The organism is Brevibacterium sp. SIMBA_078 (assembly GCF_046534565.1).
In the GTDB taxonomy this organism is placed as follows: Bacteria; Actinomycetota; Actinomycetes; order Actinomycetales; family Brevibacteriaceae; genus Brevibacterium.
The window spans coordinates 357,614-378,207 of the sequence record NZ_JAWRYQ010000001.1 but is presented as its reverse complement, the minus strand read 5'-3'; the positions used below and the strand labels follow the sequence as shown (position 1 = coordinate 378,207).

16 protein-coding genes and 1 tRNA gene are annotated in these 20,594 nt (G+C 66.0%); 13 read left to right on the top strand and 4 right to left on the bottom strand.

The window, feature by feature from the left end:
• Window positions 1-53 precede the first annotated feature (53 nt).
• The 5 genes from SB749_RS01715 (at window position 54) to SB749_RS01695 (ending at window position 3,912) form a co-directional block, all read left to right on the top strand.
• Window positions 54-284 carry a hypothetical protein gene (locus tag SB749_RS01715; RefSeq protein WP_410708721.1) on the top strand — a complete coding sequence of 77 codons (231 nt, stop codon included), beginning with the start codon at window positions 54-56 and terminating at the stop codon, window positions 282-284.
• A 393-nt stretch (window positions 285-677) separates the two neighbouring features.
• Entirely contained in the window at window positions 678-1,058 is a 381-nt protein-coding gene (locus SB749_RS01710; RefSeq protein WP_167199047.1) for a cold-shock protein, read from the top strand.
• Window positions 1,058-2,017 (top strand): DUF3027 domain-containing protein, encoded by a 960-nt coding sequence (locus SB749_RS01705; RefSeq protein WP_410708720.1) that lies wholly within the window; start codon window positions 1,058-1,060, stop codon window positions 2,015-2,017. Before SB749_RS01710 ends, SB749_RS01705 begins: the two co-directional genes overlap by 1 nt.
• An 8-nt stretch (window positions 2,018-2,025) precedes the next feature.
• Window positions 2,026-3,303: an MFS transporter gene (locus tag SB749_RS01700; protein WP_410708718.1), complete on the top strand. Its 1,278-nt coding sequence runs from the start codon at window positions 2,026-2,028 to the stop codon at window positions 3,301-3,303.
• A gap of 111 nt (window positions 3,304-3,414) precedes the next feature.
• Entirely contained in the window at window positions 3,415-3,912 is a 498-nt protein-coding gene (locus SB749_RS01695; protein WP_410708716.1) for a DUF456 domain-containing protein, read from the top strand.
• Window positions 3,913-4,127: 215 nt separating this feature from the next.
• On the opposite strand, the gene SB749_RS01690 is transcribed toward SB749_RS01695, so the two are convergent.
• The 3 genes from SB749_RS01690 to serC form a co-directional block, all read right to left on the bottom strand.
• Window positions 4,128-5,393, bottom strand: coding sequence for an MFS transporter (locus SB749_RS01690; RefSeq protein WP_410708715.1), 1,266 nt, complete (start codon window positions 5,391-5,393; stop codon window positions 4,128-4,130).
• Between the two features lie 127 nt (window positions 5,394-5,520).
• Window positions 5,521-6,687, bottom strand: a complete 1,167-nt coding sequence (locus SB749_RS01685) for an NAD(P)/FAD-dependent oxidoreductase (RefSeq protein WP_410708714.1) — start codon at window positions 6,685-6,687, stop codon at window positions 5,521-5,523.
• A gap of 219 nt (window positions 6,688-6,906) precedes the next feature.
• On the bottom strand, window positions 6,907-8,088 hold the full coding sequence (gene serC / locus SB749_RS01680) for a phosphoserine transaminase (RefSeq protein WP_410708713.1): 1,182 nt from the start codon (window positions 8,086-8,088) through the stop codon (window positions 6,907-6,909).
• A 146-nt stretch (window positions 8,089-8,234) separates the two neighbouring features.
• Here serC and pdxH point away from each other — a divergent pair, with 146 nt between their 5' ends.
• From pdxH to SB749_RS01650, 6 genes are all read left to right on the top strand, one after another.
• Window positions 8,235-8,906 carry a pyridoxamine 5'-phosphate oxidase gene (gene pdxH / locus SB749_RS01675; RefSeq protein WP_410708712.1) on the top strand — a complete coding sequence of 224 codons (672 nt, stop codon included), beginning with the start codon at window positions 8,235-8,237 and terminating at the stop codon, window positions 8,904-8,906.
• A 124-nt stretch (window positions 8,907-9,030) separates the two neighbouring features.
• Window positions 9,031-10,503, top strand: a complete 1,473-nt coding sequence (locus SB749_RS01670) for an aldehyde dehydrogenase family protein (RefSeq protein WP_410708711.1) — start codon at window positions 9,031-9,033, stop codon at window positions 10,501-10,503.
• Window positions 10,504-10,766: 263 nt separating this feature from the next.
• Window positions 10,767-11,453 (top strand): metal-dependent transcriptional regulator, encoded by a 687-nt coding sequence (locus SB749_RS01665; protein WP_139908932.1) that lies wholly within the window; start codon window positions 10,767-10,769, stop codon window positions 11,451-11,453.
• Between the two features lie 459 nt (window positions 11,454-11,912).
• Window positions 11,913-12,740 (top strand): C40 family peptidase, encoded by an 828-nt coding sequence (locus SB749_RS01660; RefSeq protein ID WP_410708710.1) that lies wholly within the window; start codon window positions 11,913-11,915, stop codon window positions 12,738-12,740.
• Window positions 12,741-13,219: 479 nt separating this feature from the next.
• Window positions 13,220-13,720: an HNH endonuclease gene (locus SB749_RS01655; protein ID WP_139468172.1), complete on the top strand. Its 501-nt coding sequence runs from the start codon at window positions 13,220-13,222 to the stop codon at window positions 13,718-13,720.
• Window positions 13,721-13,887: 167 nt separating this feature from the next.
• Window positions 13,888-14,952 (top strand): universal stress protein, encoded by a 1,065-nt coding sequence (locus tag SB749_RS01650; RefSeq protein ID WP_410708709.1) that lies wholly within the window; start codon window positions 13,888-13,890, stop codon window positions 14,950-14,952.
• Between the two features lie 158 nt (window positions 14,953-15,110).
• On the opposite strand, the gene SB749_RS01645 is transcribed toward SB749_RS01650, so the two are convergent.
• A tRNA-Arg gene (locus SB749_RS01645) sits at window positions 15,111-15,186 on the bottom strand.
• Window positions 15,187-15,293: 107 nt separating this feature from the next.
• Here SB749_RS01645 and SB749_RS01640 point away from each other — a divergent pair.
• Together SB749_RS01640 and SB749_RS01635 are read left to right on the top strand one after the other, a co-directional pair.
• On the top strand, window positions 15,294-20,306 hold the full coding sequence (locus SB749_RS01640) for a DUF4011 domain-containing protein (RefSeq protein ID WP_410708708.1): 5,013 nt from the start codon (window positions 15,294-15,296) through the stop codon (window positions 20,304-20,306).
• Window positions 20,299-20,577 (top strand): hypothetical protein, encoded by a 279-nt coding sequence (locus SB749_RS01635; RefSeq protein ID WP_410708707.1) that lies wholly within the window; start codon window positions 20,299-20,301, stop codon window positions 20,575-20,577. The genes SB749_RS01640 and SB749_RS01635 overlap by 8 nt, the downstream gene beginning before the upstream one ends.
• Window positions 20,578-20,594: the final 17 nt, after the last annotated feature.

Sequence of the window (20,594 nt, the reverse complement as noted above, 5' to 3'; positions counted from 1 at the left end):
GGGGTACAATGGAGGCGCAGAGAAGGATCAGAGATCGGACGGAAGGACGCGCATTGTCAGCCACTCGAGTCGACACGACCATCGTCGTCGCCGCGGTTGCCGCCGCAGCCATCGGGGCGCTCGGCCTCATCGGCGTCCTCGGCCAGGCCTGGATGGGACTCACGCCCAGTCCGCTGCTGACCTTCCTGCCCATGATCCTCGTGCCCATCGCCGTCATCCTCGCCTGCGTGGCCATGATCCGAGCCGCCCTCCGACGCAGACAGACCGGGGTGGGCCACCGCTGAAACCATCACTCATGCCTCGCCCCGCAGGTCCGGGTGCGGGCATGAGCCCCACCCGCACAGTGTGATCGAAGGGTGCGGATCCCCACCTCGCCGAGGCGGTCGACCACCCAGTCGTGTACGCACCCGTGATCTCCCGCCGCCGATAAGGCGCTCGCCGCCACCGTGCACGTGACCTTCACGGATCGGTGAGAGTCAGGGGACACAACGCCGATGCGATGCGCCCGGCCTAGTCTGACCGTCGGTGATGAGGGCGCACGAGCACAGCGATCACATGATCTGACCAGCTTCCCGGCTGCGGAATCCAACTCCACAGCCGACCGACACACGGCCCGCACCAGCGGGCACCGTGCGATCAGCCCGCATCAGCGGGTACGAACAGACAGAAAGGACATCATGCCCACCGGACGCGTGAAATGGTTCGATGCCGACAAGGGCTTCGGCTTCGTCATCGCCGAGGACGGCTCACAGGCCTTCCTCCATTCCTCCGTGCTGCCCGAAGGACTCGAAGTCACCAAGGGCACCCGACTCGAATACGATGTCGTCGATTCCCGCCGCGGAGCGCAGGTGCTCAAGGCCCGCCCCCTGAACACTCCGGCCAAGGTTGCCAAGGCCCGCCGACGTCCGGCCGTGGACATGGCAGTTATGGTTGAAGATGTCATCAAAGTATTGGATGACCTCAACAACGGACTGCAGCACGGCCGTTATCCGGACCCCACCCATGGGAACAAGGTCGCCAGCCTGCTGCGGGCGATTGCCGACGATTTGGAGTCCTGATGTCATCACTGTTCAGTGATTGGCTGGCCCGGCAGACCGCCGCGCCCGCCGAGAGCGACGCCGAACAGACCACCGAGGCAACCCCGGGCGTTGACGCGCCCGCCGCCGCGGGTGAAACGACCGCCGCTGCAAGTGCGGTCGCTGAGGATTCCGGCACGGCCGCCTCGGCGAAGGCATCGAAGACCGGTCGTGCGCGATCGGGCACGGAGAAGGTCGTCCTCGACACCCAGCTGGCCGCGGCGATCGATATCGCCCGCACCGCCATCACCGAGGTGGCCGGCACCGCCGTCGTCGGCGAACACCTGGGCACGGTGGCCGAGGCGACCCGCCTGGTCACCCACTACTTCGTGTGCACCGACCCGACCTACCGCGGTTGGCGGTGGGTGGCCGTGCTCGCCCGTGCCCCGCGCGCGAAGAAGGTCACGGTCTGCGAAACCGCGCTGCTGCCCGGTCCCGATGCTCTCGTCGCCCCCGAATGGGTGCCGTGGGAGGAACGTCTCGAACCCGGCGATATGGGCCCGCGGGATACCCTGCCGAAGCTCGACCGGGATCCGAACCTGCAGCCGGGCTTCCAGCAGACCGAGGACAATGCGGCGGACAACGTCGACCAGATCCAGAACTTCGAATTCGGTCTCGGTCGTGAACGCGTGCTCTCCTCCGACGGGCTGAGCGCGGCCGCGAGCCGGTGGTCGGAATCCGATGCCGGACCCGACAGCGAGTTCGCCTCTCGCGCGGCCGGACACTGCGGCAGCTGCGGCTACCTCATGCCGATCGCCGGATCGCTGCGTCAGAAGTTCGGGGTCTGCGCCAATGCGTGGTCGCCGTTCGACGGTCGCGTGGTCGGACTCGAATCCGGGTGCGGTGCGCATTCGGAGACCGATGTGAGACGGCCGAACAACGAGCCCGCTGAAGCCGTCGTCGACGACTACTCCGGCGAGCTCGAGTTCCAGGAGGGCTGAACCTCTCGATGTCCCAGATGTTCCGGTCACTGTCGGAGCCGAACTACCGGCACTGGTTCGCCGGTGCCCTGATCTCCAACACCGGGACATGGATGCAGCGCACGGCGCAGGACTGGATCGTCCTGACCATGCTCACGGACAACAACGCTTCGGCGTTGGGCCTGACCATGGCTCTGCAGCTGGGTCCGCAGCTGATCATGTTCCCGTTCGCGGGAAACCTCGTCGACCAGTTCGACAAACGGCGTCTGCTCATGGTCACTCAGGCGCTGCTGGGATTCATCGGACTCGTCCTCTTCGTCCTCACCATCACCGACGTCATCGTCCTCTGGCACGTCTACGTGCTTGCGTTCACGCTCGGGATGCTCACGACCCTGGACAATCCGGCCAGGCAGGCCTTCGTCTCCGAACTCGTCGGTGAGAAGCTGTTGCCGAACGCCGTCAGCCTCAACTCGGCGTCCTTCAACGGCGCCCGCATGATCGGACCCGCCGTGGCCGGTGTGCTCACCGCCGTCATCGGACCCGGTCCCGTCTTCCTCATCAGCGGACTCGGCTTCGCAGCGACGCTCACCGTGCTCCTCCGGCTCGACAAGTCGAAGCTGCATCCTTCCGGTCGACGCGGCAAGGGCGGAGTCCTCGGCGGACTGAAATATCTGCGCAGACGTCCGGACATCACGGTCGTGCTCGTCGTGCTGTTCGTCGTCGCGACCTTCGGATTCAACTTCAACATCTACACGGCGACGATGGCGAAGATCGAGTTCGGCAAGGACGCCAGCGGCTTCGGTCTGCTCAACTCCGTCATGGCCATCGGGTCCGTGACCGGGGCGCTCGCCTCGGCCAGGCGGGAGAAGCCCCGCCTGCGCTTCATCTTCGGCGCCGCCGGCGGATTCGGTATCGCCGTCGGCGTGGCATCGCTGATGCCCAACTACTATCTCTTCGCCGCCTCGCTGATGTTCGTCGGCTTCGCATCGCTGACGATGATGACCTCGGCCAACGCCTATGTGCAGACGACGACCGCGCCGAACTACCGCGGCCGAGTCATGGCCATCTACGCAGCCGTCGTCATGGGCGGCACCCCGATCGGGGCACCGCTGGCCGGCTGGGTCGCCGATGCCTTCGGGCCGCGGATGGCACTCGTCGTCGGAGCCGCCTCGGGGATCATCGCCTTCGCCGTGGGGCTGCTGTGGATGATCACGGCCAAGGACCTGCGCCTCCACCGGGACCCGAAGTCCCGGATCCGGCTGCACATGAGCTATCAGGGCCGGCCGCCCGGCGGCAGCGGACACTGACGGGTTCGAGCGGGATTCGGCACTCGGCGGGCCCGGAGGTTCGTGTCATAGAATTTCGATCGACCGCCTCGGCGAGGGATTCGAGGGTCGAGCGATGGAAACGGACGGACTGTGACAACTGACATCATCACCTCGGTGCTCGTCGGCCTGGCGATCCTCGTCGGCTGCCTGGGCATCATCGTGCCGGTGCTGCCCGGGTCGATCCTCATCGCCATTGCGGTGCTCATCTGGGCGATCATCATCGGCGGACCGAGCGCGTGGATCATCTTCGCTATCGTCGCCGTGTTCGTCGCGGCCGGGATGAGCGCCTCGCTCGTGCTCACCGGCCGCAAACTCAAGTCCATGCAGGTGCCGAACTCCTCGGTGCTGCTGGGCGGGGTGCTCGCCGTCATCGGCTTCTTCGTCATTCCGGTTCTCGGCCTGCCGATCGGCTTCGTCGCCGGCCTCTACCTCGCCGAGTATGCCCGCCTCAAGGACGGGAAGACGGCGTGGAACTCCAGCTGGGAATCGATCAAGGCGATCGGCCTCGGCGCTGCCATCGAGTTCATCCTCGCCATGCTCGCCGCCATCACCTTCGGCATCGGCGTGCTCATCCACTTCTTCGGGTAAGGGCCGGTCACGGTCAGCCCCGGGCCGGCGGATGGCATCCCGCACCGTTACTGTCACACCGCACTCAGAGTGGCTTCACCGCGGGTAAGGTCGGGACCCCTCACCGACAGCGGCAGAACACCGCGTTGCAACGGGGTGTTCTGCGGCTAAGGGTGTGGGATGCCTGAGGCGGACCGGTGAAGCGGCGCGAACCTGTTCCGCCAGGTATGCGATTCTCAGTCGCGGTCGAGTCGCGCAGCCCTAAATGGCGAAAACCACAGTCCGATTGCTGTGAGAGCGAAGATCGCGGCTGCGAGGACCAAGGCGAAATCGGTGCCGGTGGCAGCTGCGAGGAATCCGGCCAGCGGCGAGACTATGACGATGACGGCGCGGTTGATCGAACGCATCGTCGTGTTCGTCCGCGCCTGGAAACGGTCAGGAGTGATCGACTGTCGGTAGGCCATCTCATGTGAGTTGCTCAGCCCGATCCCGAAACCGTGCAGGAACATCCCGGTGAACAGGATGATCGCCGAGGCGACTGTGGACCGGCCGTTCCCCGCCTCGCCGTCCGCGGCGAGTTCGGCCGAGATGAGAACCAGCACTCCGATGGCCGAGCCCACGTGGGCGAGGATCACGGTCCGCCCGGATCCCACGCGACGCCCTACCGTCCCTGAGCTCAGCGCTCCGGCGATGCCGCCGAGTCCGCTTCCTCCCATGACGATGCCGAAAGCGACGGTGTTGAGCCCGACGTCGCTGAGGAAGTACACGGCAGTGACCGATGCCAGAACCGCCTGCCCGGCGAACCAGATGTGTGTCCACACAGCGAGGTCCCTCAGCGTTCGAGTCGTATACACCCACTTCAGGCCGGCTGCGATTTCGTGTCCGAGCCGCCGTTTCGGCGGTGGCGGCGACTGCGGCGGTAGCCTGGGTTCTTCGACGCGGAACAGTGCGACGACGATCGCGGAGAACAGAAAGGTCGAGACATTGACGAGAACGGCCAGAGGAGCGGAGATGACGGCGAGAAGCGCACCGCCGAGTGCGGGTCCGGCGGTCTCTGCTGCCGCGTTGGTGCCGTCGATTCGGGCGTGGGCGGGCTGCAGGCTGCTCCGGGTGACGAGGCGGGGCAGAAACGCCTGCGAAGCGCTGTCGTTGACCAGTGTCGCCGTTCCCAGAAGCGCGACGAGTAGGACGAGCACGCCAAGATCGAGCAGATCGGCGAACCACAGAGCGGGGATTGCACACAGCAGAATTGCTCGCACCAGGTCGGTTCCGATCATGACTGGTCTGCGTCGCACCCGGTCTATCAGTGCCCCGAGCACGAGACCGAACAGCAGGTAGGGCAACCACCGGGAGGCGTTCAGCCAGCCCAAACCGACAGTACCCGCGTGCAGATGGTCGACGACGATGACCTGCAGGGCGATCATGGTGATCCAGCTGCCGAAACCAGAGACGGTTTCGCCCGCCCAGAACCAGCGGAAGGCTCGGGGCAGCGCCGCAGTCATAACCTCAGGCTAGCAAACCGCGAAACCCACCCGACAAGCATCTGCGGCCGCGGAGACAGTCCTCAAGTCATTGAGCCAGCCCGCGGATCACAGCGCCGAACCGCAACGCTCAGTGTCAGACCGCAGCTCACAGCGCCAGGTGGGCGATCTCCGTTGCCTCTTCGCCGAGTATCAGCCTGGCCAGCCCGTCGCCGATGAGCGGACCCATCGTAAGTCCACCGGCTCCGAACCCCGAAGCCAGCCACAGTCCGTCCGCGCCCGGGACCGCTCCCGCGTAGGGCAGCGCCCCCTCCCGCGTCGACATGGGGCGTACGCCGATCCGGGCCTCGAGGACAGTCGCCTCGGCGAGGCCGGGGGCGATCCGCAGCGCGTCGTCGAGGACCTGTTTCGTGCCGGCGGCCGTTGCGCGGACGTCGAAGCCGACGCCGTCCTCCCTGGTGGCTCCCGCGACGATGCGGCCTCCGTCGAACGGGGTAATGTAGTGGTGGTCGAGCGGGTGAATCGTCGGCCACGGCGATGTGTTGACCCCGCGCAGCCCCAGATGGAGCAGCTGGCCACGCTGAAGAGTGATCCCCACCTGGTGACCGAGTCGGTCGAGGAGATCAGCACTCCGTGCCCCACCTGCGATGACGAGCGCGTCGAAGTCGTCCATCGCCGAGGTGGTGCGAACCGACCATGTTCCCCTGCTCGAAGTTCCCCTGCCCGATGCGGTGATGACCTGCGCGGAGTCAGCGACGAACTTGGCGCCATACTGCCGGGCCCCGGTGAGGATCGCATCTCGCAGAACCCGCCCGTCGACACGTCCGCCTCCGGTGATGAGGAGTCCAGTCATGTTCGGAGCGATCGGAGGGAAGAGCTCGGCCAGCTCCGCCGCATCGATGTCATGGATCTCGCCAGCGACGGATCTGGCGGCCGCCACACGCTCACGGATAGTCGCAGCCGCCTCGGCGAGAGTGTCCGGGTCATTGTTGACGACGAGGGCACCGGATCGGCGGTAGCCGAGGTCCGGGATGCCCAGCGCAGTCAACCGTTTGAGAAACTCCGGATAGAAGTTTCCGCCGGCTGCGTACGTCTCGTAGTAGGCGCCCGTGCTCGTCGACACCCACGGTGCGATGATGCCTGCGCTGGCCGCTGTAGCCTGCCCGGCCGTGGCATCGTCGACGATGGTGACGTCGACGCCGCGGTAAGCGAGGGCGAAAGCGGTGCTGGCCCCGGCGATGCCGCTGCCGATGACGCCGACGCGGGCACAGCTGTCGACGGTGCGTGCTCGTGCTTCGGTCGCGGTGCTGGTCACGGTGCGCCTCCCCGGGCAGATCCTTCACAACGGCGGTTGCCGCCGATCAGTCACGAGCCTACGCCCCGCAGCACGATCTTTTCGGAGTGGAGGTCCTCCGTCCCGCTGGCGGCATCCCGCACCATAAGCGCCGGAACATCCCGTAAACATCAGAACGCCCCGTTGCAACGGGGCGTTCTGGCATTACGTGGAGGAGTTGCGCGGACGGCGCGCTGCTCGTTATTTGAGGGCGTCGATGACGAAGTCGATGCAGTCAAGCAGTGCCCGCACATCGTCGGGGTCGACGGAGACGAAGGTCGCGATGCGCAGCTGATTGCGGCCCAGCTTGCGGTAGGGCTCGACGTCGACGACGCCATTGGCTCGCAGCACCTTGGCCACGGCCGCCGCGTCGACCGACTCATCGAAGTCGATGGTGGCCACGACCGATGAGCGGTCGGCCGGGTCGACCACATAGGGGTGGGCCGCCTCAGCGGAATCCGCCCAGTCGTAGACGAGTCCGGAGGACTCAGCGGTCCGTTCGGCCGCCCAGGACAGTCCGCCGTTGCCGTTGATCCACTCGATCTGCTCGGCGAGCAGCAGCAGGGTCACCACCGCCGGTGTGTTGTAGGTCTGGTCCTTGGCCGAGTTCTCGATCGCGGTGACCAGGTCGAGCGAGGTCGGGATCCAGCGTCCGGAGTCTTTGATCTCCTGCGCGCGGGCGATCGCGCGCGGCGACATGATCGCCACCCAGAGTCCGCCGTCGGAGCCCATGTTCTTCTGCGGGGCGAAGTAGTAGACGTCGGTCTCGGCGATGTCGACGGCCAGCCCGCCCGCTCCGGAGGTGGCGTCGATGACGACGAGAGCATCTTCGGCGATCCCGGTCGGACGTGCGATTCGGGTGGCGACGCCGGTCGAGGTCTCGTTGTGGGGCCAGGCGAAGACGTCGGCGGCGTTCTCGCCGGTGGCCGCCTCGGCGGGGGAGTCCACGAGACCGGCGGCAGCCAGGGCTTCGGGCGACGGGACCGCGGACGTGCCCGGCTCGGCGTTCAGGATGAGGGAGGACTTCAGGTGTGGGGCGGTGCCGGTGGCCTTTGCGAACTTCTGACCGAACTCGCCGAAGGTCGCGTGGGCGGCCCGTTCGCGGACGAGGCCGAATGCCGCGACGTCCCAGAACACGGTGGACCCGCCGTTGCCGAGCACCACTTCGTAGCCCTCGGGCAGGCTGAACAGCTCGGCCAGTCCGGAGCGGATGCGGCCGACGAGGTTCTTCACCGGCGCCTGGCGGTGGCTGGTGCCGAGCACCTCGGTCGCGGCCGAGGTCAGCGCCCCGATCTGGGCGGGGCGGATGCGGGCCGGGCCGGACCCGAAGCGTCCGTCGGCGGGCAGGAGGTTCTTCGGGATCTCAATATTCGTCGCAGTCACGTTCGACATTCTACGGCGGGCCCGCCCGGCGCCCGGGACCGGTCCGTCATGTGACGGACGTGCCGTCTCGACATTCCCAGTCTCGACCGCCCCGCCGAGGCGGGACCCGGCTGACTCGTATCCGTGCCGCGTCGTAGAGTGAAGGCATGAGTGAGCCCGTCGATCGTCTCCCGCAGACCCGGAAGTCCTATGACTCAGCCGTCTTCGAACACCCGGACGCCGCACCCCTGGATCTGCTGCGCCAGTGGTACGACGAGGCGGCCGACCATGTCCGCGAACCGAATGCGATGACGGTCTCGACGCTCGACGAGTGGGGCCCGAGCTCGCGCATCGTCCTGCTCAAAGGCCTCGACGAACGCGGACTCCTGTTCTTCACCGACTACGACTCCGCGAAGGGCCGGCAGCTGCAGGCCGACCCCCGCATCGCCGTGAACTTTCCCTGGCAGGACATGGAACGACAGGTCCGCATCCGCGGCCTCGCCGAGGTGGCCGCCCCCGAGGACTCGGACGCGTACTTCGCCGTGCGCCCCCGTGGATCGCAGATCGGGGCGACCGTGTCCAAGCAGTCCCAGCCGGTGACCAGCCGCGAGCAGATGCAGGCCGAATACGATGCCGCGACGGCCGAGCTCGAGGGCCAGGACGTGCCGCGGCCCGACCATTGGGGCGGATTCCGCGTGCGCGTCTTCGAGATCGAATTCTGGCAGGGCCAGCAGAACCGGTTCCACGACCGGTGGGTCTTCCGCCGTGCCGACGGCAGCCACGAAGCAGCTGACCTCGACGACTCCTCGGCCTGGGAGGTCGTCCGTCTCTACCCCTGAGGCTCAGCCCCAGGGCACTGGCTTTCCGTGTTGCAGAATGAATCGGAACACGGTGCCGGCCACCCAGCACAATGGTCACTACATGCGCACCGCAACCGGGCGCAGTCGATGCAAAGGAGCACCCATGACACCCCCAGCAGGCAGTACCCAGTACGGGCCCGACGCCGTCTTCGACAACCTCATCGGCGGCGCACGGGTGCCCAGTGAGGACCGGTCGACGAATACGAACCCGTCCGATCCTTCCGATGTGATCGGCCGCTTTGCCCGCGCGGATGCCGCCACGGTCGCCTCGGCGATCGATGCCGCGCGCGCTGCCGCCCCCGCCTGGGCGGACCTCGGCACACAGCAGCGATTCGCAATCCTCGACAAGGCCGGCAGCCTCATCGCCGAACGCGCCGACGAACTCGGCGATCTGCTCGCCCGGGAAGAGGGCAAACAGCTCGCCGAAGCCAAGGGCGAGGTGCTGCGCGCCTCCCAGATCTTCAAGTTCTTCGCCGGCGAGACCATCCGCAACACCGGTGAGGTCGTCGACTCGGTCCGCCCCGGGCTCATCGCCGAGATGACGCACGAGCCCATCGGCGTCATCGGCATCATCACCCCGTGGAACTTTCCCATCGCCATCCCGGCCTGGAAGATCGCCCCGGCCCTGGCCTTCGGCAATACGATCGTGTTCAAACCGGCCGAACTCGTCCCCGCCAGTGCGTACGCACTGGTCGATATCCTCGCCGAGGCGGGACTGCCCGATGGGGTCCTCAACCTCGTCATGGGGCCGGGTTCCGTGGTCGGGGACGCACTGACCACCTCGGCGAAGGTCGACGCCGTGACCTTCACCGGATCCGTCGCCGTCGGACGATCCGTCATCGCATCGGCCGCGGCACACCAGATCAGCGTGCAGTGCGAGATGGGCGGGAAGAACCCGCTCGTCGTGCTCGGCGACGCCGATCTCGAGGCGGCCGCCGAGGCCGCGATCAACGGAGCCTTCTTCTCCACCGGCCAGCGCTGCACCGCGTCCTCCCGCCTCATCGTCACTTCCGATGTCCACGACGAATTCGTCGGCCTGCTCAAGGAGAAGATGGCGTCCCTGACCGTCGGAGACGCCCGCGCCGAAGGCGTCGCCATCGGACCCGTGGTCTCCAAGACCCAGCTCGACCAGGACCTCGATTACATCGCCAAGGCCCGAGCCGAAGGCGGGGAGGTCACCGGCGGTGAGCTCATCGACTCGGACACGGACGGGTATTTCCTCGCTCCCGCGCTCGTCACGGGCACGAAGCCGGGCGACACGATCAACGTCGAAGAGGTCTTCGGTCCGGTCGCCTCGGTGATCGAGGTCGCCGACTACGACGAAGCGCTGGCCGTGGCCAACGACACCGAGTTCGGACTGTCCGCGGGCATCTTCACGACCTCCCTGAAATATTCGACCCACTTCAAGCGTTACGCCGATGCCGGAATGGTCATGGTCAATGCCCCGACGGCAGGAGTGGACTATCACGTGTCCTTCGGCGGACGGAAAGGGTCGAGCTATGGTCCCCGGGAACAGGCTCGGGCGGCACGCGAGTTCTTCACAGTGCACAAGACGTCCTACACGAATGCGGGCTGAGCAGACCGGTGCGAATTCCTCCCGAGCGGGCAGATGCACACCCCGGTCGAGCCGTCGGGTGGCGACCGAAGCCGCGTCCGGGACGGGGCGATTCCTCGACTCACGGGATTTGCTGAACGCACGATAGGATTGGGGCAGATCGCAACGGCCGCGAACGGGTTCGCCTGTGCGGGGCGGAGCAGGGTCGGAACGACCCGAAATGGTGACAACGCCTGAAACGTTCGAAACGACCTGAAGACGAAGAGTGGAGTGGCTGGTCAGAAGTGAACGACCTCATTGATACAACCGAGATGTACCTCAAATCGATCATCGAGCTCGAGGAACAGTCGATCGTGCCATTGCGTGCCCGCATCGCCGAGCGCCTGGATCACTCCGGCCCCACCGTGTCACAGACGGTGGCGCGGATGGAGCGCGACGGACTGCTGCACGTGGGCAACGACCGCCATCTCGAGCTCACTCCGGAGGGCCGACGGATCGCCACCGACGTCATGCGCAAGCACCGTCTGGCCGAGCGTCTCCTCTCCGATGTCGTCGGACTCGAATGGGAACTCGTCCACGACGAGGCCTGCCGCTGGGAGCACGTGATGAGCGAGCAGGTCGAGCGCAAGCTCGTAACGCTGCTCTCCGAAACTTCCACCGGGCCCTACGGCAACCCGATCCCCGGACTCGACGTCATCGGCGGCGAAGCCTCGAAGACCACCGACGTCATCGACCTCGCCACGGCAGTCGGCCGGGACGGCGCGAAGAAGCTGACCATCGCCTGGCTGGCCGAACCCCTGCAGGTCGATATCCATCTGCTTCAACAGTTCCAGGTCGCCGGCGTCCTGCCGGGCAGCGACGTCGAGATCTCACGCAACGGCGAATACATCACCGTGCAGGTGCCCGGAGCGCAGGACGTACTCGACCTGCCGGTCGAGACCGCCTCGCACGTCTTCGCCTACCGAAGCTGAGACGCCCAGAAGCCTCCGCCCGATAGCGACGAGACTGCGTCTCAGCAACGGGACGAGACGCAGTCTCGATAACGGCACGGCTGTGTCTCGATAACGACGAGACCGAGCAACGGTAACGAAAGAGTGGGTGCTCGAACCCCGATTCGTTACAAATCACTGTGATCTCTGACCCAGGGAGTGGATTCTCCACCCCTGGGTCACGTCGTATAACGAGAAAATGTTACGAATATTTCAAGCCATTTTGAGCCTCTGACCTGCGAGTTTATGGAAAACATCACGGTTTCCCTCCGGTGGTTGTGACAAAAACGTGACAATCAGTCACCGATTGGTTACAGTTGTGGAGGTCGTTCACGCAATGACGACTTCACAGCGAGATCCGAGCGCCACGCTCGCCGTGAGATACCAAGGACCGATAGTGGCGGTTGGCTGAGAGCAGCCAATAGGGACGAGAGGGAAAACGTGGCAACTAAGCAGCATGGCCGCCGCGCCGCCGATGCCAAGGTCAAGACTCCACTGACCGAACTCACTGAACTTCTGAACGCCAACTCGGGCGTCTTCGGCCGTCGTGCAGCAGTGGTCGCTGCCAGCGGTGGTCTGCTGACCGCCGCAGTGATGCCGGCCGCCGGCCAGGGAGCCGACGACCAGAGCAAGGTCTCCGCAGAAGCCGAGACCACCCAGAAGGTCGACTTCGAGAACCAGACCGTAACCATCGGCGACGACTCGAACAGCAAGAAGGACAAGAAGGACGACGAGAAGTCCGATTCCTTCGGTGTCGAGAGCAAGGCCATCACCGCTGAGGCTGCTCCGAAGCCCAAGCCCAAGCCGAAGCCCGCTGAAACCTCCTCCGCTGACTCCGATGAGCCGGCCGGAACCTCCGACGACACCGCCAACAGCGGATCGTCCGACTCGGGCGAGTCCGACTCCAAGGACTCGGGATCCATCGACGGATCCAAGGCCGAGCAGGTCCTCGCCTGGGCCCAGAAGGGCGTCGGAACCCCCTACGTCATGGGCGGAACCAGCCAGAGCGGCTGGGACTGCTCCGGCTACACCTCGTGGGTCTACAGCCACGTCGGCGTGAACCTGCCCCGCACCTCCGGTGCTCAGAAGGGTGCAGGACAGATCGTCTCGCAGTCCGAAGCCAAGCCCGGTGACCTCATCTGGCACCCCGGCCACGTCGGCATCTACGCCGGTGGCGGACAGATGTACGATGCCGGTTCGCCGAGCTCGGGAACCTCGAAGCGCAGCTACAGCTGGATGGGCAACGTCACCTTCATCCGCGTTCTCTGATTCTCTTTCCGAAAGCTCCCTGTACGACTCGACGGTCCTCGAGTTGTACAGGGAGCTTTCGTATGCCCGGAAACTTCGGGCGCCCGCTGTTCGGCCCTGCAAGCTCGCCGAGGCGACTCATCGGAGCAGTCCAGGTGCCCGTGCTCCCGCTCGCACCTACCAGATTCGGTGAACGGAAACCGAAGTTTCCGTGACGCGAGCCGTATGAATTGGGTCACGGGCGCGCGCGGCGTTACTCTGGAGAAGATTGAGTTCCATAAATGGTGGGCACCAAGTGGTGTCGACCGCTGATGCGAAGGAAAGCAGATGGGGCATAGTCGAATAATTCGAATAGCCGCTCCAGTCTCTGGTGCGGAGTACATATCTGTCTCCGTGCCCTCTTTCCCAGGCGTCGTGCCCATGAGCACGGCGCCTTTTGTGTTCCCTGGGGCCGGGGCAGCCGGTTTCGGCCCAGTAGAGAAGAAGATGAGGGGCGAGATATGAAGACTCTCGTGCTGAACGCCGGTTATGAACCGCTGTCGATCGTTCCGTTCACACGAGCCGTGGTGCTCGTGCTGACCGGAAAGGCGACAGTCCTGGCCGCAGAGGACATTCCGGTGAGATCCGAGCACATGAGTCTCGATCAGCCCTCCGTCATCCTGCTCACCCGCTATGTGCGCCCGCCCAGCAACCGCCGCGTCTCGCTCTCCCGTCGCGGAGTCCTGCGTCGGGACGGCCACCGCTGCGCCTACTGCTCGAAACCGGCGTACACCGTCGACCACGTCGTCCCACGGTCCCGCGGAGGAGCGAACACCTGGGAGAATCTCGTCGCGTGCTGCCGCGAATGCAACAATCGCAAGGGCAATCGCACTCTCAGTGAGATCGGATGGAAGCTCAGCTTCCTTCCGCAGGAGCCCCGCCTCGGTCAGCTGTGGATGCGTGGGATCGACAAACCCGTCGAGAAGTGGCGACCATTCCTCGAGTACTCCAGCGCCGCCTGACAGCAACTCCAGCGCCGCCTGAAAACGGGGCATCGTCCCAGATAGGGGACCGTGTTGTCCATATGTTGGCGCAATTCGGATAACGATGTGACATAGGTGAAGTTCTCACCGTCAATGTGCTCTAGGGTGGACGAAACAGAAGTTCGCTTCGACCCAAGGAGCTTGCGATGAGTGAGCAGGATCGCCCACAGAACCCCGACCCGGCCCCGGCCGGTGAGCCCGAAGCCGTCATCGTCGGAATCGACGGTTCGCCGCCGAGCCGCAACGCCCTGGCCTGGGCGATCCAGGAGGCTCGCTCCCTGAACCGTCCGATCCGCCTCGTCGGCGCCTACACGATCCCGAGCGTGGCCGCAGCCGCTATCGATGTGTCCTATGTGCCCATCGACGACAGCTCGATCCGTGCGGCGGTGACGAACACGCTCAAGGAGGCCGCCGCCGAGGTGAAAGCCGCCGGTGTTCCCGTCGAGGCGGTCATCGAGATCGGAGACGCCGCCGGTGTGCTCATCGACGAATCGAAGACCGGCTGCCTCACCGTTGTCGGCTCTCGCGGGCGCGGCGGCTTCGCCGGTCGTCTCCTCGGCACGGTCTCGAGCGCTCTGCCGGCGCACTCCGCGTGCCCGACGGTCGTCGTCCCCTCCTGCTGGGACAACCAGGCCGAGCGCCCCGCGCACCCGACCTCGTCCCGGCCGATCCGACAGGACGGAGTCGAGGTCGAAACCCACGACCCGAATGCCGAGTCGATCGAAGGTCTGCGCTTCGACGGGAAGGTCGTCGTCGGCGTCGACTCTCTCGGCGCCGAATCTCCGGCACTGTGGAAGGCGGCCCGGCTCGCTGTGCGCCGTGGCTCACCGCTGCACATCGTCGCCGTCATCACCACAACGGTCATCGGTCCCGAGTGGCTGCCGAGCACCGCCGACCTCGAACGCCTCGTCAACGAGGGCGCGGACAAGCTCGTCGTCGCCAAGCAGCGTCTGGCCGAGGAGTTCCCCGATCTCGACGTCACGTGGACGCTTTTCGACGGCCAGCCCGCCGAGGTGCTCGTCCGCGCCTCTGACACGGCTGAAGTGCTCGTCATCGGATCGCGTGGCCGCGGCGGATTCGCCGGCCTCCTGCTCGGTTCGACCTCGCAGTCGGTGCTGCCGTACTCGCAGTGCCCGACGATGGTCGTCCGCGTCGCCCGTGATCACGGTCGCCGCAAAACCAACGAGGCCCCGGCAGAGCCTGGCCTCTAGACCCCGCCCGAGTCCGAGAATCCCGATCACGAAGCTCGGGTCCGGGTCCTTCAGGCCGGAAGACAATCACCGAGGCGGCCGATCGATACGATCGGCCGCCTCGGTGATGGTGGGTCTGGGCGACATCGGCAAGTGGAACTTGTTCAGTCAGGTGGTTCTGGCGCCCCCGGGCAGATTCGAACTGCCGACACCCGCTTTAGGAGAGCGGTGCTCTATCCCCTGAGCTACGGGGGCCAGGTGGTCATCCTCAACCACGATCACCCAGTGTAGCGTAGAAGAAACCTCACTGTTCCACGGTGTGCCAGCACCTATTATGGACAGATTCTCGTTAGGGTCGAATTGTGTCGGATTCCGTTAGAGACGAACAGTTCCCAGAACTCGGAGATGTCTTCGCCGAGTGGAAGAAGCAGGCTGCCCATCTGGGCGGTCGCGACACCATGCTTCATTTCCGGGACTCGCGTGACGGCAGCATCGACCTCTCCGGCGCCCACCCCTCCGGCCTGGCACAGCTGCTGGCCGGTCGCGCCACCCGACTCTCCAGTCTCATCCGCGACCACGACATCCTCACGGATGCGCGCCGGCGTGCGAAATCCATCCGGTCGAAGGCAGAGCAGCTCGACAACGAACGCGGCATCCGCACCGCTCACCTGGCGCTCGGATTCGCTTCGTGGACGGAAAAGGACGCGAAGTTCAAGTTCAACGCCCCCGTCGTCATGCGCCACATCACGCTGGTGCCTCGCGGGTCCCGCGTCGAGGACTACGAGATCGTGCTCGACAACGAGATTACGATCAACCCTGCACTCGTCCAGCACCTGCGCGAGGAATACGACCTCGACGTGCCCGTCGACGAATGGGTCGACGCGACCGGCGGACCGCACGGGTTCGATCCGGGCCCGGCTCTCGACCGTCTGCGTGATCTGGGGCAGAACGTGCCCGGTCTGCGGATCAACCACCGCCTGATCATTTCGACGTTCGCGAACATCGCGAGCCCGTTCTCCACCGACTACCTGCCTACCCAGCACCCCGTTCTGCGGGCGCTGGCCGGCGACGAGGACGTGCGTGCCTCCCTCGGTGGGCCTTCGTATGTGCCGCAGCCGGGTGTCCTCCCGGACGAGAAGACCGCCGCGGCAGAGAAGGCCGAGGCCGAGCAGAAGCGAGCCGAAGCCAAGAGGGTCGCCGGTGTCGCTGCTGCCGCCGAATCAGAAGACAAGGACACCGAACCCGCAGGCGATGAAAGGTCAGCGCCTGAAGCGACCTCCGCGGACACAGCGAAGTCCGGAGCTGAGACGAAGACTGCGGAAACGGCAGAAGGCGACCCCGCCGAGGATGCCGCTGAGTCCGCCGATGAGTCGGCAACCGGCGGCGATGAGTCGGCAATTAGCGGCGACGAGGAGACCAGCGGCGACGAGGAGGCCGGTGAGAAGGCCGCGTCCGAGAAGCCTTCGTCAGAGACAGCTGCCGGTGCCGCTGATGCGGCGGACGCCGATGACGATGAGGACTACGGTCAGCCGACCGTGCCGATCACCGACGAACCACTGGATGCCGCGAAGCCGGTCACTGCCGCCGATTCCGCCGTCGACACGACCACCGACGACGAGAAGACGTCGACCGACGCCGAAGCCGTATCAGCGACCAAGTCTGAGAAGACAGCACCCGCGGCTGACGCCGACGGTGAGGACGTCGTACCCGCTGCGCTTCAGGAGCCGATCACCCCGCTTCCGGATCGGAAGCCGCAGGAAGAATTCCTCGTCATCGATGTCGACGGTGACCAGCAGGCCGTCGTCGACGCTGCCGTGTCCGGTCACTCCGTCGTCGTCGACACCCCACCCGGAACCGGTGCCACTCAGGTTGCCGTCGCCGTGGCCACCACACTGGCACACACCGGCAAGAGCGTGCTCTTCCTCGCGCAGACCTCCGATGCGCTCGACGATTTCTCCGCCCGCCTCGGCGAGGTCGGACTCTCCGACTTCGCGGTCGACACCCGCGCCGGTTCGGCAGATATCCGCAAACAGCTCATCGGTCTCATCGCCTCGGCAGAGAAGTCCGAACGCCCTGACCTCTCCCACCTGCTGACCGAACTCAACGAACAGCGGGCGACGCTGGCCGACCATGTCTCCTCCCTGCACCGCAGGCGCAGGCCGTGGGACGTCTCCGTCTACGAGACCATGCAGCACCTCGCGGAGCTGACCTCCGGTGATGACTCCCCGCAGACCCCGGTGCGCTTCGACGACGACATCCTCGGTGCCAGTGACGACCGCCGGAACATCTTGCGCGGCAAACTCGGTGAACTCGCCCGACTGGGTGCTTTCACCCTCGACGTCGAAGACACCGTCTGGTTCGGGGCCGACCTCAAATCCGTCGAAGAAGCCGAAGCCGCACGCACCGTGGCCGAACGCATCGGTCGGATGATCCCCGACCTCGTCGCAGCCACCGAACCGGTGCTGCAGAAGGCGAAACTCAACCCGCGCCGCAATGTCGACGACTGGTCCCGCGCCATCCGCGTGCTCCTGCGCGTGCGCAAGACGCTCGACAACTTCGCTCCCGACATCTACGATCACCGCCTCGACGACCTCATCGCCGCCACCGGCACACCCGAATACCGGGCCGATGTCGGCGTCGAGATGGGCATGATGCAGCGCCGTCGGCTGAAGAAGTCGGCCGCGGAATTCCTCCGCCCCGGCGCCGAGGTGACTGACCTCCACGAGGCCCTCATCGACGTCCGCGCCCAGCGGGTCATCCTCTCGGACCTCGCCGGACACGACGGCCGCCCGCAGATCCCGCGCGGCGTCCTCGAAGCCGACGAGATCCTCCAGAGCGTCGAAGCCGATATGGCTAAGCTCGCCCCGATCCTCGAGACGACCCCGGACGGCGGGGACCTCGGATCGATGCTCATCGAGGAACTCCAGGCACGCGCCGAAGCGATGGGCAGCGACTCGGAGAACCTCGCCGACCTGCCCGAACGCTCCCGCCTGCAGCGTGAGCTCGACGGCGAGGGCCTCGGCGACCTCATGGCCGATCTGCGCCGACGCAAGGTCGACGAGTCGCTCGTCGGCCCCGAATTCGACCTCGCCTACTGGGCCTCCGTGCTGCAGACCATGGCCGGTGAAGATCCCGCGATCGGCCGCCACGACGGTGCCGCTCTCCACCAGGTCGCCGAAGGCTTCCGCGAGAACGACCGTGCCTTCGTCGCCGCCGGCGCCTCCCGACTGCGCTTCAACCATGCGCAGGCATGGAAGCGCGGAATCGAATCCGATCCGATCGCCGCCGGAGTCATCAAACAGGAGCTGCTGTCGAAGCACACCTCGACGAAGCGGATCTCCACTCAGGCACCCGAACTGCTGACGACTCTGGCCCCGGTGTGGATGGGCAGCCCGTACACGGTGCCCGAACTCTTCTCCGCCCTGCCTCTCTTCGATGCGGTCGTCATCGCCGATGCCGGACGGCTCTCGGTCGCCGACGTCGTCCCCGGAATCACCCGAGCCCGTCAGGTCATCTCTCTCGGTGACTCCCGGCTGCTCGGACCTCGCCCGTTCTCGATCGCGGTCGATCGTTTCGGCATGGACGATGGGAAACATCCCCGCTCGGTGCAGGACCGCCTCGGCGAGTTCCTGCCGCGGATGCGGCTGTCGAACTCCTACCGACTGTCCCCGGTCGGACTCATCGACCTGGCCAACCGGCACTTCTACGATTCGACGATTTCGACGCTGCCGACCGCACACACCGGTGAAGGCAGCGGCCTCGAATTCTCCTATGTCGCCGACGGCAGAGGCCCCACGGACATCGGGACCGGTCGGGTCGAGAGTCCCGACGCCGAGGTCAAACGCGTCGTCGATCTGGTGCTCAAGCACGCGCGGAACCGGTCGCGGGAGTCGCTGGCCGTCGTCGCACTCACCCCGCATCATGCTCAGCGAGTGGCGGCGGCGATCTCGCGGGCGATGAAGGACCTGCCGTATGTGGCGGCGTTCTTCAACGACTCATCGAAGGAGCCGTTCGTCGTCACCGACGCCGAACGCGTCCAGGGCATGTCGCGCGATGCCGTGATCTTCACCCTCGGCTACGGCCGCACCGTCCACGGCCGCGTCATCCACGACTTCGGTCCGCTGTCAGGGCCGGACGGGCGTCGCATCCTCGCGGCCACGATGACGCGGGCCCGGAAGCGGCTGACCCTGGTCTCGAGCATCGAGGCCGAGGACTTCGATCGCAGCAAACTCAACGGGGGAGCGGTCATGCTCCCGCAGCTGCTCGAGGAGGTCGCGACCGGCGGCGTCCACCAGCCCGGACCGCACGGCGAGATCTACGATCCGCTGTTCAACGACATCGCCGACCGGCTGCTGCAGCTCGGCGTCGTTGCCCACGAGCACTACAACGGCATCGACCTGGCCGTGGCGAACTCCACCGAGGACGAGCACGGAATGATCATCGCCGTCGCCGGTGACGGACCCGAGTATGCGTCGATGCGCAGCCTGCGCCAGCGGGACCGGGTGCTGCCCGAACAGCTGAGCCGCCGAGGCTGGAAGTTCATGCGCGTTTGGTCGACCGATGCGTTCGTCGACCCGCAGTCCGAGACCGAGAAGATCTTCGAGGCCTGGCGCGCCACAGTGGAGACGATGAGCCCGCAGGCCGTGCTCAATGCGGCGCGTGCCGCCTCGGTGGTCGTCGGCCGCACCGGCAGCCGACCGAAGCTCGTGCCCGGTCTGCCGATGCACAAGTACTCCGCCGAAGGCCTCGATCAGATGATCGACTGGATCCAGTCGGATGCGGTCGTGCGCGGCGACGGTGAGATCAAGGATCTGCTGCGCACCGCCCTGGCGCAGAAGGGCAACTCGAGCCGCGGCGATTCCCAGCTGCAGGCCGCCGTGGACCGTTACCGCGAACGCCATGCGCAGGCGAAGAAGGTCACCGGCGCCGAGGTGTTCATCCCACGGTCGAACTCGACTGGACCCGTCGAAGAGGAGATCCTGCCGACCTTCGACACCGGCAAGATCCGTGCCGACGAGCTTCGGTCAGCCGGCCTCGTGCAGACCGCAAGCAATGACCAGGTCCCCGAGGCGGCCGACGAGTCCGTCCACGCCGATTCGGAAGGTGCTAAGTCCGACAGCGCTGGGGACGACGGTGCAGGTTCGCCCGCGAAGGCACCTGGACAGCATGATGCTGCAGCCGCCGTCAGCGCGGATGGGGACGAGTCCGCCGACGCGGGTTCCGCCGACGAGGTTTTGGTCGACGCTGACTCGGGCGAGGCGGATTCGGCCGGAGCAGAGTCGGTCGGTGCGGAGTCGGGTGAGTCGGTGTCGGCTGAATCCGGGACGGACGGGACAGCCTCGGCGAAGTCGGGGTCGAAGCACGACGATGCCTGACAGGCCCACCGGCGTCGAGGATCCTGATCGCGACAGCGAATCGGTCGGCAGCGACCGAGAATCGGTCGATTCCAGCGTCAGCGGGTCCGGCGGTGAGTCGGAGGAGCCAGCGCACGAGGACGGCGATACCGAAACTGATGAGCCTCGGAGGGCCCGCATCGAAGCGGCGAAACGTCGATATCGGGCGACTCTGCGCAATGAAGCCGACTCGGGTGGTGGCGGCTTCAGCGAGGACTACTACCGTTCGCAGAAGCCCCCGCACTGGTCATAGCGCCCAATAGGTTTCAG

What these genes read in the sequence shown, in the direction of transcription:
- SB749_RS01710 (WP_167199047.1), top strand. Translation starts at nt 678, where the DNA reads ATGCCCACCGGACGCGTGAAATGGTTCGATGCCGACAAGGGCTTCGGC.
- SB749_RS01705 (WP_410708720.1), top strand. Translation starts at nt 1,058, where the DNA reads ATGTCATCACTGTTCAGTGATTGGCTGGCCCGGCAGACCGCCGCGCCC.
- SB749_RS01700 (WP_410708718.1), top strand. Translation starts at nt 2,026, where the DNA reads ATGTCCCAGATGTTCCGGTCACTGTCGGAGCCGAACTACCGGCACTGG.
- SB749_RS01690 (WP_410708715.1), bottom strand. Translation starts at nt 5,393, where the DNA reads ATGACTGCGGCGCTGCCCCGAGCCTTCCGCTGGTTCTGGGCGGGCGAA.
- pdxH (WP_410708712.1), top strand. Translation starts at nt 8,235, where the DNA reads ATGAGTGAGCCCGTCGATCGTCTCCCGCAGACCCGGAAGTCCTATGAC.
- SB749_RS01670 (WP_410708711.1), top strand. Translation starts at nt 9,031, where the DNA reads ATGACACCCCCAGCAGGCAGTACCCAGTACGGGCCCGACGCCGTCTTC.
- SB749_RS01655 (WP_139468172.1), top strand. Translation starts at nt 13,220, where the DNA reads ATGAAGACTCTCGTGCTGAACGCCGGTTATGAACCGCTGTCGATCGTT.
- SB749_RS01650 (WP_410708709.1), top strand. Translation starts at nt 13,888, where the DNA reads ATGAGTGAGCAGGATCGCCCACAGAACCCCGACCCGGCCCCGGCCGGT.
- SB749_RS01635 (WP_410708707.1), top strand. Translation starts at nt 20,299, where the DNA reads ATGCCTGACAGGCCCACCGGCGTCGAGGATCCTGATCGCGACAGCGAA.